Raw genomic sequence first — 16609 nt, 5'->3', positions numbered from 1 at the left:
ATGCATCGAACATCCCGCGCACGCGGCTGAGCGTGCGGTAAAAGGCGTGTTTTTTTGCCTGAGTTCATGCATAATAGAGAGGACACATCACGGACAAAAAGTAAGGGTAGATAATGACACCAAATAAAGAAGATTATTTAAAAATGATTTTTGAACTCGGCGGCGACACGGCGCTGATCTCCAACAAACAGATCGTCAGCGGACTTGATGTTTCCGCCGCCAGTGTCAGTGAGATGATCGCGAAGCTGGTCGAGCAGCACTATGTGACCCACACGCCGTATCAGGGCATCAAACTGACGGCAAGCGGCCAGAAAAATGCCGCGCTATTAGTGCGCAATCATCGTCTCTGGGAAGTCTTTTTGGTGCAGTCACTGGGCTACCCCGTGGATGCCATTCACCAGGAGGCGGAAAAACTGGAACACGCGACGACGCCGGAAATGGCGCTGCGCCTGTCCAAAATGCTGGGGGATCCGCAATATTGTCCCCATGGCGGCGTGATTCCGGATGGCGATGGCCATTATTTTGACCAGAGCCGGGTCCCACTAGCCAGCCTTGAAGTTGGGCAAAAGGGCCACATCGAGCGAGTCGTCGACGAAGCGGCGCTGATCGATTATATTTTCGGCCTCGGCCTGCACATTGAGGATCATTTCACGGTGGTGGCCAAGACGGACGACACGATCAGTCTGCAACAGGCGCGCACTGGCAAAACACTGCCGATCGAATTGAAACGTGCCAATCATATTTTTGTGGATCTCGCGATCTAAAGAGGAGCGAACATGACAGAAACACACGCAGTCATTATTTTGTTTGGCGGCTCGGGCGACTTGGCCCGCCGTAAGCTGTATCCCGCGTTGTTTGGTCTGTACAAACGTGGTATCTTGCATGATCATTTTGCAGTGATCGGCACCGCCCGGCGGCCCTGGACCGATGAGCATTACCGGGACATTATTTGCGGCGCGCTGGAAGACGACTCCGATTACACGCTGGCGCTGGCCCGCGCGTTTGCCTCGCATTTTTACTACCAGTCGCACGATGTCACGGACGCGGCGCATTATGTGACGCTCAAGGACCTGGCGCAAAAACTGGATGATCAGTATGAGGCGGCGGGCAACCGACTGTTTTACATGGCGATGGCGCCGAATTTCTTCTCCACGATCGCCGAGCACATCAAGTCCGAGGCGCTGCTGGCCCCGAATGGCTTCAACCGGCTGGTGATCGAAAAACCGTTTGGCCATGATTTTGCCAGCGCCAAGGCCTTGAACGACTCGATCACGGCGACGTTCCACGAAGAGCAGATCTACCGCATCGACCATTACCTCGGCAAGGAAATGACCCAGGCACTGCTGGCGCTGCGGTTCGCCAACCCGATGTTCGAGGCGATCTGGAACAAGGACTATATTCAGGACATGCAGATCACGTTGGCCGAGGCGGTCGGTGTCGAGACCCGGGCTGGTTATTATGAAACAGCCGGCGCGTTGCGTGATATGGTGCAAAATCATGTCATGCAGCTGCTGGGCTTTTTGACCATGGCCAAACCGGCGGCGATGACCCCGGAAGCGATTCATGAGGTCAAGCGCGAGGCGTTCGAGCAGCTGCATCTTTACACCGAAGAAGAGGCGGCGGCGAATTTTGTCCGCGCACAATACGGAGCGGCGACGATCGCCGGCACGAACATCAAGGCTTATCGCGATGAAGATGGTGTGGCGCCGGATTCGCTGACCGAGACGTTTGTCGCAGGCAAAATTCTGACCGACCAGCCTGCATTGGCCGGGGTGCCGATCTATGTGCGCACAGGCAAGCGCCTGACGCGCAAATCGACCCAGATCACAGTCACCTTCAAACCGGTCGGCACCGGCCTGTTTGGGGAGGATGCCAAGGCGTCGGCGCTGACGATCTATATCGAGCCGACGGAAGGCTTCACGCTGCAGATCAATGGCAAAACGATCGGCCAAGCGCAAAGTTTGATGCCGGAAGAGTTGCATTATCAGCATGACGCTCAAGTGACGGCGCGCGCGCCGGAAGCCTATGAGCGCCTGATCGAAAATGCGCTGGAAGGCGATCAAACGAACTTCACCAACTGGCATGAATTGGCGCAGACCTGGCGTTTTGTTGACGTCATCGAAAGTGCTTGGCGCAAAGACAATACGATGTTGACGTACACACCGGGGTCGATGGGGCCACGCGAAGCCAGCCAGCTCCTGGCACAAACGGGGTCCAGCTGGTACTGGCAGCCGACGCGCATTCAAATGGCAGATTAACGCGCTGCTTTCATCTGTTTCTATTGAATCAAAACGGTCGGTGGCAGCGGTGCCCCGGCTTTTTTTCGCGGGAAGGAGGACGCACCATGGCGCTATTTGAATTGCCGATGCGCAACGACACCCAGCGGCGGATCTTACATGTCGACATGGATGCGTTCTACGCTTCGATCGAGATGCGTGACGCGCCGGCGTTGCGTCGCCGCGCGCTGGTGATCGCGCATGATCCGCGCACCACTGGCGGAAAAGGGGTCGTCACGACCGCCAATTACGTCGCCCGGCAGTATGGGGTCCATTCCGCGATGCCTGCAAATGAGGCGCTGCGGCTGGTGCCAAAACACTTGCTGACGTTCAAGAATCCGGATTTCACCAAGTACCGCGCGGTGTCGCATCAGATTCACGATATTTTTCGCCAAGTGACGGACTTGATGGAGCCCGTTGCGTTGGATGAAGCGTACCTGGATATCACCGCCAATCACGATTTTCCCAGCAAGGTCGCCTTGGCGCTGTGGCTGCAAGACCAAATACGCGAAGCGACCCAGTTGACCTGCTCATTTGGCCTGTCGTACAACAAGTTTTTGGCCAAGGAGGCGTCGGAATACAACAAACCCCGCGGCCGAACCGTGATCATGCCCGCCCAGGCCCAACCGTTTTTGGACGCCTTGCCGATCGCGGCCTTTCGCGGCGTTGGGAAAAAGACGTTGCCGAAACTTGAAGCGATGGGCGCGATCGATGGGGCGCATCTGCGGGCTTTTTCGCAAAGTGAGTTGATCGACGCCTTTGGTAAATTCGGCTTTGGCCTGTATCAACACGTTCGCGGCATCGATCTGCGGCCAGTCGAACGGCGCGTCGCCAAATCCATCGGCAAGGAAGAGACTTACCGCACGTTTTTGACCACGGAAACACAGGTCCGCGAGCGGTTAGAGGCGCTGGCCGCCATGGTGGAAGACGCCTTGGCGCGACACCAAATGCATGGCAAAGTCGTGGTGCTCAAAGTGCGCGACAGCGAGTTTGAGACGCAAACAAGGCGGCGGACCCTCGATCATTTCATCGCGGATCGCCAGCAGCTCTTCGACCAGGCTTGGTCCTTGTGGCAAGAGCGCGCCGAACGTCCAGCCGGCGTCCGGCTGCTCGGGATCACCATGACAGGCCTGGAGCCGGCGCAGTACGAGAATCTGGACCTGGACGTGTGAGGAAAGTTCCAAAAGTGAGCCGCATGACCGCGTTCTTGACGAGTATGAAGCTACTTGAGAGCCCCTACTTCGGCCGCCAGCCGATTTCTGGCTGGAGCCCACCCAGTTTTTTCCTCAGACGAAACACAAACCCACACAGACCCGCGTGCTCAAAGGCGCACAGCCGTATGGTATACTGAAGCGGAATACAGTGAAGCGAGGCAGCGCTATGGCGACGAAACACGAACAGATTCTCAACTACATCATGAACTTGGCAGTCGGCACGAAGATCTCCGTGCGCCGCATCGCCAGGCGCGAAAAAGTCAGCGAAGGCACGGCTTATCGCGCGATCAAGGAAGCGGAAAACACCGGCCTCGTCTCGACCATCGAGCGCGTCGGGACCATTCGCATCGAGCAAAAACCGATCAACAACATCGACTCACTGACATTCAAGGTCCTCGTCACCCTGATCGACGCGCGCGTGTTGGGCGGATCGGCCGGCTTGAAAAAGAAACTGGATAAATTTGTCATCGGCGCGATGACGCCAGACGAAATGTTGCGCTACATCACGAAGAATTCCCTGGTGATCATCGGGAATCGTGAAGATGCCCAGCGCCTCGCGCTTCAAAATGGGGCGGCGGTCCTGATCACCGGTGGGTTCATGACCTCCGATGCCGTGATCAAGCTTGCCAACCGATTTGAATTGCCTGTTTTGCAGACGAGCCACGATACTTTCACCGTCGCGACCATGATCAACCGCGCGCTGTCCGACCAGGCGATCAAGCAGGATATCATGACGGTGGCCTCGCTATACACCCCGCTGAAGGACACGAAGATCGCGCATCCGGATCAGACCGTGGCCGATTTTGCCGCGCTGCGCGGCGACCGCGGTGATTTTGTCTTGCCGATCATCACGACAAGCGGCCGGCTCGTTGGCATTGTGACGCCCCGTGAGATCGCAGGGAAAAAACAGACAACACCGCTTGAACGCGTGATGCTCAAGGACCCGCAAACCGTGAAGCCCTATCTGTCGGTGACGACGGTGGGCCACACGATGCAGGGCAATGGTGAAAATGTGATGCCGGTGGTCGATGACTCCTGGCAACTCCTCGGTATCGTGACGCGCAGCGCTGTTTTTGCCAGCTTGGCCGAACTTGGCCACAACAGCCAGGACAAAACAACGATCGCAGATTCCGTGATCGCTCAGCTCACCACAGTCGGTGCGCCGGAAGATCAACCGGCCAGATTTGCGCTGCACACGACGCCGATGATGACCAACGCGCTGGGCACCTTGAGTTTTGGCGTGCTCAGCGAGGCGGTCAACTCATGCGTGACGAAATTTCTGAACGCGACTGGCCGGCGCAACGTGCTGATCGAACAATTGTCGCTGACGACTTTTCGGCCGATTCAACTCGAGTCGATCGTCAACATCGCCGTCACGCCGCTTGAGCTCACCAAGCATGAGGGCACCCTCGATATCGACCTCCAAACAGATGGTTTGCCAGTCGCAAAGGCCATCGTGACCTGTCAATTACTAGAAAGGAACCAGAAATGATTCAGCAAGAGATCTTAAGCGAGATTCAAAAATACGATACGATCATCATCCATCGCCACATCAATCCGGATCCGGATGCACTCGGCAGCCAGATCGGCTTGGCCGAGATCTTGCGGGCCAGTTTTCCGGCGAAACACATCTATCAAGTCGGGAGTGAAGTGGGGGACCTCGCCTGGTTTGGCCAGGAGCAGGTGATCGCCGATGACCTGTACCAAGACGCGCTGGTGATCGTCACAGATACCGCGGATACGCCGCGGGTGTCGGATGACCGCTTCACGACGGGGAAAATGCTGATCAAGATCGATCACCATCCCAACGACGATCCGTATGCCAAGATCAACTGGGTCGACAACGATGCCAGTTCAGCGTCCGAGCTGATCTTTGATCTGGTCGCCGCCAGCGATGGCCTTCTGACAGTCAACGCAGCCGCCGCGCGGATGCTGTATGGCGGCATCGTCGGCGATACCGGCCGCTTCCTGTACAACAACACGACGCCGCATACGTTCCAAGTCGCAGCGGAGCTGATCAAGCAGGATTTCGATCCGGCCAAGGTCAACAATCAGATGAATTCTCTGACGCTGGCCCAAGCACGCCTGCAGAGCTATGTTTTCGATCATCTGACGGTGACCCCAGCCGGTGCGGCCAGTGTGGTCATCCCGCAAACGACGATTCAAGGCTTGGGGCTTGCGGATGATGAAGTGTCCGCGGCAGTCGGCACGCCTGGCCGCTTGGCGGAAGTCCAGTCATGGCTGGAGTTCGTTGAGAAAAAAGACGGCACCTACCGCGTCCATTTGCGCTCGAAAGGCCCGATCATCAACGAATTGGCTAAGGCGCACAACGGCGGTGGCCACCCATTGGCATCCGGCGCGAACGCCCAGGACCAAGCGGAGATCGATGAGATGATCGCCGCCTTGGCTGCGTTGGTCGAGACTTACCAGAAAGCAGGACAAAATGGCTAATCAATTTGCGCAGTACACCTTGCGTCCCGAAGTGCTTCAGGGCCTGGACGCAATGAAGATCACCACGCCGACGCCGATTCAGGCCAAGGTCATTCCAGCCGTTTTGCGCGGCGAAAGCATCATCGGCCAAAGTCAGACCGGCTCAGGTAAGACGCATGCCTTTTTGGTGCCGATCTTGTCGCACATCGATGTGGCCAAGGATGAGGTCCAGGCTGTGATCACCGCGCCGTCACGGGAACTGGCGACTCAGCTTTTCACCGTCGCCGAGCAGCTCAGCCAATTCATGCCGGGCCTGCGCATTCAGAATTATGTCGGCGGCACGGACAAGCAAAAACAGATCGACAAATTACATCATCAACAGCCCCATTTGGTCATTGGCACACCAGGCCGCGTCTTGGACTTAATGCAAAATGGGGCGCTGGCGGCGTACACGGCGCAAGTCTTTGTTGTCGATGAAGCCGACATGACCCTGGATATGGGCTTTTTAGGCGATGTGGACAAGATCGCGTCGACTTTCCCAGCTGGCCTGCAGATGTTGGTCTTTTCCGCCACGATTCCGCAAAAGCTCCAGCCATTTTTGAAAAAATACATGGCGAATCCCACCACGATCATGATCAAACCGCAGTCTGTGATCGCCGATACCGTCGAAAATCTGTTGATCGCGTCCAAGGGGCGGGATAAAAATCAGCTGCTGTATCAGCTCCTGACCATGGGCGAGCCGTTCCTCGCGCTGATCTTCGCGAACACGAAGACATCGGTGGATGCGATTCATCACTACCTCACCGAGCAAGGCCTCAAAGTGGCGAAGATCCATGGCGGGCTGCCACCGCGTGAACGCAAGCGCGTGATGAAGGAAGTCGTTGACCAGAAGTTCCAATACGTGGTGGCGACGGATCTGGCCGCCCGCGGCATCGATATCGAAGGTGTGTCGCTGGTGATCAACGCGGAGCTGCCAAAGGACAACGAGTTCTTCGTTCATCGTGTGGGGCGGACCGGGCGCAATGGCCTTTCGGGTACCGCGATCACCTTGTATGAACCCGGTCAAGAAGCGCAGATCGCCGAATTGGAGCATCTCGGGATTCATTTTGCCCCAAAGCAGGTCAAGGATGGCCGCATCGTCGATAGTTATGATCGTGATCGGCGTCGCAGCCGCAAGCCGCAAGCCGATACGCGATCGGGCCGCATCAAGGGCATGGCAGCCAAGGCCGCGAAGACCAAGATGCCAGGCTACAAGAAGAAGATCAAGAAAGCCGCGGACAAAGAGGCTTGGTTCAATCGCCGGGTTGAAAAACGTGACGCGGCTCGCACCGCGCGGAAGCAAAACAAGAAGGAATACTGACCGTTTCGTCAACGTGTGAAAGCAGGAAAAGGATGGCAAGCCAGGATCTTTTGATGGACAATTGGCGGCTTTTGCCGGATGACCGGCGCCGCTTTATCTTTGAACAACTCACGCGGTATTTTCTCAGCCCGCTTTTGGCAGTTGATGCGTTGGTGCCGGTGAGCGTCAGCTATTTTGGCCAGGGGCTGCAGACCTTCGACGCCTTGATCGGTGGCGAGTGGTTGCGGTTCGTGCCGGGTCAGCGCCACGTCAAGCTCGGCATCGAAACGCCACTGCCAACTGAGCTTGCCGGGTTGGCTGAGTCGCTGGGTCTTTCCAGCCGGGAGATGCGTGATCAGCTCAGTGCGCCTGCCGTGGTGGACTTGCCGCCGATGCTGGTCGCGCGTCGCAGTGTGGCCAGCGATGAGGAAGTGATCGGCCAGGTCAATTTGACCACGCAGGTTTTTCGGGGCAATCATTTTGCCTATGTGCCGTACAAGCCCACTGTGCTGTCACTGATCGAGCCGCGGACCACATCGCTGGATCCCGCGGCCCAAGAACCTTGGCCGGCGGTATTGACTGCGGGGCAGGTGGTGCTTCGATTGGCCAGCAGCCATCATTATCAAGTTGCGCTCAAGCATCGCTGGACTAAGGCGGCGCTGGTCAAACAACTCGGCGGCTTTGGGTTTGCGTTGCCGACAGCTCGGGACTATGAATGGTTGCTGGGCGGCGGCTTTTCACAGCTGTTTGCCTGGGGCAACGCGGTGCCGGAAACGGTGCCAGCGTATCTGCCAAACCGGTTTGGCCTGACCTTCCCAACGCAGCGGCCAAGCGCCGAATTGACGCAAGGCGAGGAGGTCGCAGCGGTGCCTTATCAAAAGGGGGACTCGCTGTTGAAATTGTCCCCATTTTATCGGGCGGCGGTGGAACAGCCGTTTGAAGCGCAGCGGTACCGGAAATTGGTGCGGATCGAGCTGAATTAGTGAGCGACTGCCGAGGCCAGTCCGCGGGGCTGCTCACCCCTAAACGCTCGGCTCCGCACCCTTTGCAGTTGGGCTCCGGCCCGCATGGTCGAGGTATCTAGTTGTCTTGTGCACTCGGTGGCAAGGCGCGCCACCAAGCACCCAAGCCAAACTAGCTACTCGACCATCCCGCGGGCCTGCGCACCCTAGTTGGGCTTTGCCGAGCAGGGGTGGGACATCTAGTCGTCCTGGTCGCCCGATGGCAAAAGACGCCATCAACCGCCCAGGCCGCACTAGCTGCTCACCCCAAAACGTTCGGCTCCGCACCCTTTCTTGTTTGACACTCGCTGTCTCTCTTCGTATAATGAGCCATTGTTAGGATATGTGTTCGAGTTGGCTGACCATCCAGAAAATGCGGCATTGCTGAGAGCCGTGTGGTCCATGTCGAGCATGCTCCCTGATCATCAAGTGAATACATCAATGAAGTGGTAAACGATCAACATCGTTGCAAACAAGGTGGTACCGCGCGCAAGCGTCCTTGAATATGCAGCGGTGTTTTTATTTTGGGAGGAAAACAGATGAAAGAATTATCGAGCAGCCAAGTGCGCCAGATGTTCTTGGATTTTTTCAAGGAAAAAGGGCATGACGTTGAGCCTTCAGCCAGCCTGATTCCAGTGGATGATCCGACCCTTTTGTGGATCAACTCTGGCGTGGCGACGCTGAAAAAGTATTTTGATGGCTCCGTGGTCCCGAAGAACCCGCGGATCACAAATGCGCAGAAATCCATTCGGACCAATGATATCGAAAACGTCGGCAAGACCGCTCGCCACCTGACATTTTTCGAGATGCTGGGGAATTTTTCCGTTGGGGATTATTTTAAAAAGGAAGTGATTCCTTGGGCGTGGGAATTGCTGACGAGTCCCAAATGGTTCGCGCTTGATCCAGAGAAACTGTATGTGACAGTCTACCCGAAGGACCAAGATGCCAAAGCCTTGTGGGAAAAGACTGGCGTGCCGGCGTCGCATATCTTTGAGGTTGAAGACAACTTCTGGGATATCGGCGAAGGGCCATCGGGTCCGGATACGGAGATCTTTTTTGACCGCGGCCAGCAGTATAACAACGTGGCCGATGACGATCCGGAGAATCATCCAGGCGGGGAAAACGAGCGCTACCTGGAGATCTGGAACATCGTCTTTTCCCAATACAATCATTTGCCGGATGGCCGCTATGTCGATCAGCCGCATAAAAACATTGATACTGGGATGGGCCTTGAGCGTGTCGTTTCGGTCATGCAGCATACTGCCACCAACTTCGAGACGGATCTGTTCATGCCGCTGATCAAGTACACGGAAACGCTCAGCGACCACCGCACATATGGCGCCGACAAGCATGACGATGTGGCGTTCAAGATCATCGCCGACCACGCGCGCACTGTCACGTTTGCAATCGGGGATGGCGCGTTGCCATCAAATGAAGGCCGTGGCTATGTCCTGCGCCGGCTGATTCGCCGCGCGGCAGTCAATGGCCGCCGTCTCGGCATTCAAGGCGAATTCCTCTACCAGCTCGTACCTGTCGTTGGTAACATCATGCAGAGCTATTACCCAGAGATCCTGCGCAATCAGGAATTCATCCAGAAGGTCATTCGCTCTGAGGAAAAACGGTTCGCGGAGACCCTTGATGCAGGTCTGAGCCTGCTCAACAAGAGCATCGCGGATCTGCAGGCAACTGGTGAAACCGTCATTCCAGGCGCGACCGCCTTCAAGCTGTTTGATACCTTTGGCTTCCCAGTCGAATTGACCAAGGAGATCGCCGGCGATCAGGGCATCGATGTTGATATGAAGGGCTACGAAGCGAACATGACGGCGCAGCGCGAACGCGCCCGGGCCGCACGTGGCGATCAGCAGTCCATGGGCAGCCAGGACAAGACGCTGATGGCAATCAAGTCCGAAAGTCAGTTTACCGGCTGGACGGATCTTGAAGATCAGGCAACGTTGACGGACCTCATCCAAGACGATGCTGAAAAGACGCGGGTCGAGGCCGGTACTGCGCAATTGATTTTTGACCAGACGCCATTTTATGCAGAAATGGGTGGCCAGGTCGCGGATACTGGGGTGGTCGAGGACGAAGATGGCGCGGTGGTCGCAAAGGTCACTGATGTGCAGCATGCGCCAAATGGCCAGAACTTGCATACCGTCGAAGTCGAAAACACGCTCGAAAAAGGCGCGACGTACTTCCTGAAGGTCGATACGGAACGCCGGCGCAAGGTCTCGATGAACCATACCGCGACGCATTTGCTGGATCAAGCGCTGCGCCAAGTCCTCGGCGAGCATACGCATCAGGCAGGTTCCCTGGTCGAGCCGACCTATCTGCGTTTTGACTTCACGAACTTCGGTCAGGTCACCAGCGAGCAACTTCGCCAGGTGGAAGCGATCGTCAATGAGCAGATCTGGCGTCAGCTCCCGATCACTTGGGAAGAGATGCCAATCGAAGAGGCGAAGAAGCAAGGCGCGATCGCGATGTTTGGCGATAAGTACGGCAAGACGGTGCGCGTTGTGACCATCGGCGATTTCAACCGTGAATTCGATGGCGGAACGCATCCCGTTAATACCGCGGCGCTTGGCCTGTTCAAGATCACCGGCGAATCCGGGATCGGCGCTGGCGTTCGGCGCATCGAAGCCGTGACCTCCAAGGAAGCCTATGAGTATCTGACCCAGCAGGAAGACCTGCTGGCAGAGACGGCGGCGAACCTGAAGAGCGACCAGGTGAAAAATGTGCCGCATAAAGTCGAGCAGTTGCAGGCCGACCTTAAAGCCAGCCAAAAGACCGTCGAAGGCTTGCAGGCAAAATTAGCCAGTCAAGCAGCTGGCGACGTGTTCGGCAATGTCCAAGAAGCCGGCGACTTCACGCTGGTCGCGGCCAAGGTCAATGTGGCCGGGATGAACGAATTGCGGCAATTGGGCGACCAGTGGCGCGATAAGGCCGTCTCTGATGTGTTGGTCCTGGCAACGGCAAGCGACGATAAAGTCAGCCTGCTCGTTGGGGCCAGCAAGGACGCCATCCAGCGCGGCGTCAAAGCCGGCGATCTGATCAAGGCCATTGCCCCGGCGATCGGCGGCGGTGGCGGCGGTCGCCCAGACATGGCCCAAGCTGGCGGGAAAAATCCGGCCGGCATTCAAGACGCACTGAAGCTGGCGGCGGAGACGCTAGCGGCGAAGTAGGGCGTTGAGGAGGTGGGGACATCTAACTGTCTCGTGCACTCGAGGCGAAGTGCGCCTCAAGCACGCGACCCAAGTTAGCTACCCCACCATCCCGCGGGCCTCCGCACAGTAGTTGGGCTTCGCGCGGCAGGTCTGAGGCATCTAGTACGGCCTGGTCACGCATGGCTAAGTGCGCCACACGCGCCCAGGCCGTACTAGCCGCTCAGACCTAAACGCTCGGCTTCGCACCCTGGTCAAGTTGGGCTTCGGCCCGCATGGTGGGGACATCTAACTGTCTCGTGCACTCGAGGCGAAGTGCGCCTCAAGCACCCGAGCCAAGTTAGCTGCCCCACCATCCCGCGGGCCTCCGCACCCTGGTCAAGTTGGGCTCCGCCGAGCAGGGGTGGGACATGTAGTTGCTCTAGTCGCTCGATGGCTAAGTGCGCCATCAATCGCCCAGGGCAAACTACCTGCCCACCCCTAAACGCTCGGCTCCGCACCCTGGTCAAGTTGGGCTTCGGCCCGCATGGTGGGGACATCTAACTGTCTCGTGCACTCGAGGCGAAGTGCGCCTCAAGCACCCGAGCCAAGTTAGCTACCCCACCATCCCGCGGGCCTCCGCACCCTGGTCTTACATGTTTGTACTTTTTGCCTTTTTCAAGTAAAATAGGCAATGAATTGGACAGAATAGAGGTGTTAAGAATGAGCACATTGGATCAAACCGTCCACTTTGATTTTAAGGATAACAACCCGAAGAATGTTCACGAAACGCTGGAGACGGTCTACAAGTCGCTTGAGGAGAAAGGATATAACCCGATCAACCAGATCGTGGGGTACCTGATCTCCGGAGACCCGGCCTATATCCCGCGGTATAACGACGCGCGAAGCTTGATTCGCAAACACGAACGCGACGAGATCATTGAAGAGCTCGTTCGCAACTATCTCGGCAAGGAGAAAGACTAGATGCGTTTGATGGGCCTAGATGTCGGTTCACGGACTGTCGGTGTCGCGATCAGCGACCCATTTGGCTGGACCGCACAGGGACTCGAGATCATCCGAATCAATGAAGATAAAGGCGACTTTGGGTTGCCACGCGTTCAGGAGCTGGTCGCTCAGTATGAGGTGACCGGCTTTGTTGTGGGGCTACCCAAAAACATGAACAACACGCTGGGTCCGCGGGCTGAAAAATCCCAGGAGTATGGGGCCAAGCTTGAGCAACTGTTCGGCTTACCGGTCGTTTTTTCAGATGAGCGACTCACCACCGTTGAGGCCTCGCGGATGTTGATCGAAGAGGCAGACGCGTCGCGGAAACGGCAAAAACAGGTGATCGACAAGCTTGCGGCACAAATGATTCTGCAAAATTATCTCGATCAACACAGTCATTGACCTCAGGAGGGCAATCATGGCAGATAACAACGAACACCTCACCCCAGGCGGCGACGATCAGCTGATCACGCTGGTCGACGAAAAAGGGAACGAAGAATTATACCAAGTGCTTTTCACCTTCGACTCGGAAGATTATGGCAAGAGCTATGTGCTGTTGTTCCCGCAAAGCGCGGCTGACGATGAGGAAGTTGAGATTCAGGCCTTTTCCTTCACGCCGGATGAAAATGGGGATGCGTCGCAAGGCGACCTCTTCCCGATCGAAGACGACGATGAATGGGCGATGGTCGAAGAGGTCCTGAACACCTTCCTTGATGATGAGGATGACGATTCGGACGACTCAGACGACACAAACGAATAAGACTTGCACAAAGCCAGCACCCCCAGTCGGGATGCTGGCTTTTCGTTACCCTGATTTCATGGTAAAATCAATCAGTATGACATTTCAAGGAGGCAGTCAGGTGGGCGAACAGAAAAGACGTTACAAAGCCGTTATCGGCAACCACACTTATACGATCATCGGCGCGGCCACTCCGGAGCATTTTGCGGCGACGACCCAGCTTCTCAATGCCCAACTCGCCCAGATCAAGGCCCTGTCCCCAGCAATGAGTGACGAACAGGCGGCGATTCTGCTGGCGTTCAACGCCGTTTCCGACGTGATCAAGCAGCAGGAAGCCCAAGAACAGGCAGAGTAGGAGCGCGTATGTTGACTTTTTTGATCCTCCTGACGCTGCTGTATTTTTTCTACGCCGGTGCGCGGCGGGGCATGTGGCTTCAATTGGTCCATGTCGCGGGGTACCTGGTCAGCTTTTTGGCGGCCTGGGCGCTGTGCAAACCACTGGGCCAGACCATTAGCCTGTTTGTGCCGTATCCCTCGGCAACGGAACAGAGCCGCTTTGTATTTTTCTCAAATAAAGTGGGATTGACGCTGGACGACGCATTTTATCGCGGCGTCGCGTTCATCCTGATTCTGATGATCGGGTGGCTGATCACGCGGTATTTGGCGCTGTGGGTCCATGATCTCAGCTATAGCGGCCATGACGCGGCGCTCAGGCTTTTTGGCGGCGGGGTGCTGAACCTGGTGATCGGCTATCTGTTTATTTTTCTGGTGATCTATCTGGCGGCGCTGGTGCCGGTCTCCGGTATTCAGTCGTTGCTGGCGGATTCTTTTGCGGCTAAGATGATCATTCACACCCCGCTGTTGGAGCAAATGATCACCAATCTCTGGATCATCGCCTAAGAAACTGGGACAAAACGCTGTTTTGTCCCAGTTCCTGTATAGTCCACTGATACTACTGCAGTGTCGTGGGCCAAATGTCCGGGTCCGAGCAGCTAAGGCGCCAATCACCCGGTCCAGAGTGCGGACCTGGCGCTTGGAACACTTACCTGTCGGACCCAAAATCGATATTTGTCCCACTTCTTTTTTTGACTAGGGCAAGGAGCGACAAACATGAACAATAAGATCTTAAAAACACTCGAATTTGACCGCATTCAAGGCGCGCTGAGCCAGCTGGTCGTGACAGCCAGCGGCAGCGCCCAGGTGGCCAAATTGACGCCGAGCACGGATGCAGCCGAGGTTCAGGAGTGGCTGGACGAAACGGCGGACGGCGCCAGTATTTTACGACTGCAAGGGGGCATCCCCGTTGCGCAACTGGAAAATATCGGGCCAGCCCTGAAGCGCGTCAAGATCGGCGCGGTGCTCAATGGCACAGAACTGGCCAGCATCACCCGCGTCTTGCGGACCGTCAGCCGCGTCGATCAGTTTCTGGAGGACCTAAAGGAAAAACTCGACCTGCGCCGGGTCTATGACCTGCAGAATCAGTTGACTGTGCTGCCCGCTCTTGAGCGCCGGCTCTACACGGCGATCGATGAGGAAGGCAACGTGACCGACGAAGCCAGTCCGGAGCTGCACGGCATCCGCGCGCAGATCAAGCGGCTGGAAAGCGACATTCGCAGCCGGATGGATCAATACACCCGTGGCAATTCAGCGAAAATGCTCAGCGATCCGCTGGTGACGATTCGCGATGACCGGTATGTGATTCCGGTCAAGGCGGAGTACCGCCATCAATTCGGCGGCGTGGTCCATGACCAAAGCGCCACCGGCCAGACGCTTTTCATTGAACCGCAAGCCGTGGTCGATATGAATAACCGACTGCGGGAAACCACCATCAAGGAGCAACAGGAGATCGCCCGCATTTTGGCCGATCTGTCTAATGCGGTGGCGCCTTATGTGGATGCGCTGGCCGCGGATGAAGCGGTGGTGGGCCATTTTGATTTCATCAATGCCAAGGCAAAATACGCCCGCGACCTCAAGGCGAACGAACCGCAAGTCTCCGCGGCCAATCACGTAGATCTGCTGGCGGCGCGGCATCCGCTCCTCGACCGGCGCAAGGTGGTGCCAAACCGCATCACGCTCGGCGAGGACTATCAGGCGATCGTGGTCACCGGGCCAAACACCGGGGGCAAGACGATCACGCTGAAAACGCTGGGCCTGCTCCAACTGATGGGCCAGGCGGGGTTGTTTGTCCCAGCCGAGGAAAATAGTGTGATCGGGGTCTTTTCCAATGTCTTTGCCGATATTGGGGATGAACAGTCGATCGAGCAAAACCTCTCGACTTTTTCCGGGCATATGGCGAATATCGTGACGATCCTGCAGGCGCTCGACCAACGCGCGCTGGTGCTGTTCGATGAGCTTGGCGCGGGCACCGATCCTCAGGAAGGGGCGGCGCTGGCGATCGCCATTTTGGATGAAGTGGGCGCAAGTGGCGCCGAGGTCGTGGCGACAACGCATTATCCGGAGTTGAAGCTGTATGGCTACAACACGCCGGGCACGATCAACGCCTCGATGGAGTTCGACTCGGACACGCTTCAGCCGACCTACCGCCTGTTGATCGGGGTGCCAGGGCGCTCCAATGCCTTCGACATCTCGCGCCGGCTAGGGCTGGACGGCAGTGTCGTCGACCGGGCGAAGGCGCTGATCGCCGATGACAGCCACGACCTGAACAACATGATCGCGGATCTGGAAAGTCAGCGCAAAGCTGCCGAGATCGAATACACCGAGACCCGCCGCCAGTTGGAGGACGCGCAGGCGCTGCATGATCAGCTGCAAAGCGCCTTTGACACCTTCACCCGCGAGCGGGATCAGCAGTTGGACAAGGCCAAGGACCAAGCCAATGCGCTGGTTGAAAAGGCGCAGGAAAAGGCCGACAAGATCATCAAGGACTTGCGGGCCATGCAGCTGGCGCATCCAGGCACCATCAAAGAAGATCAGCTGATCGCCGCAAAGTCCGGCCTCAATGCGCTCCATCAGGACAAGGCGGTCCGCCAGAATAAAGTGCTGCGCCGTGAAAAAGCGAAGCAAGCGCTGCATGTCGGCGATGCGGTCCGTGTTTTGTCCTATCAAAACGATGGGGTGCTGCTCGAGCAGGTGGATGCCGACCACTGGGATGTGCAAATGGGCGTGATTCGCATGAAGCTGCCAACCGCCGATCTGGAAAAGGCGCAGGCAGAGGCGGCGCCCAAACGGCGAATCGCCACCGTGTCAGGCGGGGCAAGCGGGCCGTCGACAACGCTGGATCTGCGCGGCAAGCGCTACGAAGAGGCGATGACCGAGCTCGACCGGTACATCGATGCGGCGCTGCTAGCCAATTATCAGCAGGTCACGATCATTCACGGGCTCGGTACAGGCGCGATTCGCAACGGGGTCACGCAGTACTTGCGCCGCAACAAGCAGGTCAAGAAATTCGGCTTTGCCCCGCAAAATGCCGGTGGGTCAGGCGCGACCATTGTACAGTTCAAATGAAATGTT

At 57.0% G+C, this 16609-nt stretch carries 14 protein-coding genes; all 14 read left to right on the top strand.

Annotated elements, in window-relative coordinates; genetic code table 11:
• Window positions 1–113: 113 nt before the first annotated feature.
• A complete protein-coding gene (locus JUE67_RS09780; RefSeq protein WP_203626067.1) occupies window positions 114–764 on the top strand; it encodes a metal-dependent transcriptional regulator in 651 nt (216 codons plus the stop codon).
• Window positions 765–776: 12 nt separating this feature from the next.
• Window positions 777–2258, top strand: coding sequence for a glucose-6-phosphate dehydrogenase (zwf, locus tag JUE67_RS09775; protein WP_203626066.1), 1482 nt, complete (start codon window positions 777–779; stop codon window positions 2256–2258).
• Window positions 2259–2344: 86 nt separating this feature from the next.
• Window positions 2345–3448 (top strand): DNA polymerase IV, encoded by a 1104-nt coding sequence (gene dinB, locus JUE67_RS09770; RefSeq protein WP_203626065.1) that lies wholly within the window; start codon window positions 2345–2347, stop codon window positions 3446–3448.
• A gap of 208 nt (window positions 3449–3656) precedes the next feature.
• Complete coding sequence (locus tag JUE67_RS09765; RefSeq protein WP_203626064.1) at window positions 3657–4982, top strand: DRTGG domain-containing protein; 1326 nt, start codon at window positions 3657–3659, stop codon at window positions 4980–4982.
• Window positions 4979–5941 (top strand): DHH family phosphoesterase, encoded by a 963-nt coding sequence (locus JUE67_RS09760; protein ID WP_203626063.1) that lies wholly within the window; start codon window positions 4979–4981, stop codon window positions 5939–5941. The genes JUE67_RS09765 and JUE67_RS09760 overlap by 4 nt, the downstream gene beginning before the upstream one ends.
• Window positions 5934–7280: a DEAD/DEAH box helicase gene (locus JUE67_RS09755; RefSeq protein ID WP_203626062.1), complete on the top strand. Its 1347-nt coding sequence runs from the start codon at window positions 5934–5936 to the stop codon at window positions 7278–7280. The genes JUE67_RS09760 and JUE67_RS09755 overlap by 8 nt, the downstream gene beginning before the upstream one ends.
• Window positions 7281–7312: 32 nt before the next feature.
• Window positions 7313–8242, top strand: a complete 930-nt coding sequence (locus tag JUE67_RS09750; RefSeq protein WP_203626061.1) for a hypothetical protein — start codon at window positions 7313–7315, stop codon at window positions 8240–8242.
• 557 nt (window positions 8243–8799) lie between these two features.
• Window positions 8800–11439 (top strand): alanine--tRNA ligase, encoded by a 2640-nt coding sequence (gene alaS / locus JUE67_RS09745; RefSeq protein ID WP_203626060.1) that lies wholly within the window; start codon window positions 8800–8802, stop codon window positions 11437–11439.
• Between the two features lie 681 nt (window positions 11440–12120).
• Complete coding sequence (locus JUE67_RS09740) at window positions 12121–12381, top strand: IreB family regulatory phosphoprotein (protein ID WP_125696564.1); 261 nt, start codon at window positions 12121–12123, stop codon at window positions 12379–12381.
• Window positions 12382–12804: a Holliday junction resolvase RuvX gene (gene ruvX / locus JUE67_RS09735; protein WP_125696565.1), complete on the top strand. Its 423-nt coding sequence runs from the start codon at window positions 12382–12384 to the stop codon at window positions 12802–12804.
• A 16-nt stretch (window positions 12805–12820) separates the two neighbouring features.
• Window positions 12821–13162: a DUF1292 domain-containing protein gene (locus JUE67_RS09730; protein ID WP_125696566.1), complete on the top strand. Its 342-nt coding sequence runs from the start codon at window positions 12821–12823 to the stop codon at window positions 13160–13162.
• Window positions 13163–13238: 76 nt separating this feature from the next.
• The gene (zapA, locus tag JUE67_RS09725; RefSeq protein WP_373300947.1) at window positions 13239–13496 is read left to right on the top strand and encodes a cell division protein ZapA; all 258 of its coding nucleotides are present in this window, start codon (window positions 13239–13241) and stop codon (window positions 13494–13496) included.
• An 8-nt stretch (window positions 13497–13504) separates the two neighbouring features.
• Window positions 13505–14041, top strand: coding sequence for a CvpA family protein (locus JUE67_RS09720; protein ID WP_203628516.1), 537 nt, complete (start codon window positions 13505–13507; stop codon window positions 14039–14041).
• A gap of 210 nt (window positions 14042–14251) precedes the next feature.
• Window positions 14252–16603 (top strand): endonuclease MutS2, encoded by a 2352-nt coding sequence (locus JUE67_RS09715; RefSeq protein ID WP_203637136.1) that lies wholly within the window; start codon window positions 14252–14254, stop codon window positions 16601–16603.
• Window positions 16604–16609: the final 6 nt, after the last annotated feature.

It is taken from the genome of Lacticaseibacillus mingshuiensis, from assembly GCF_016861785.1.
In the GTDB taxonomy this organism is placed as follows: Bacteria; Bacillota; Bacilli; order Lactobacillales; family Lactobacillaceae; genus Lacticaseibacillus; species Lacticaseibacillus mingshuiensis.
The sequence above is the reverse complement of the archived record's forward strand: the minus strand, read 5'-3'. Positions and strand labels throughout refer to the sequence as shown.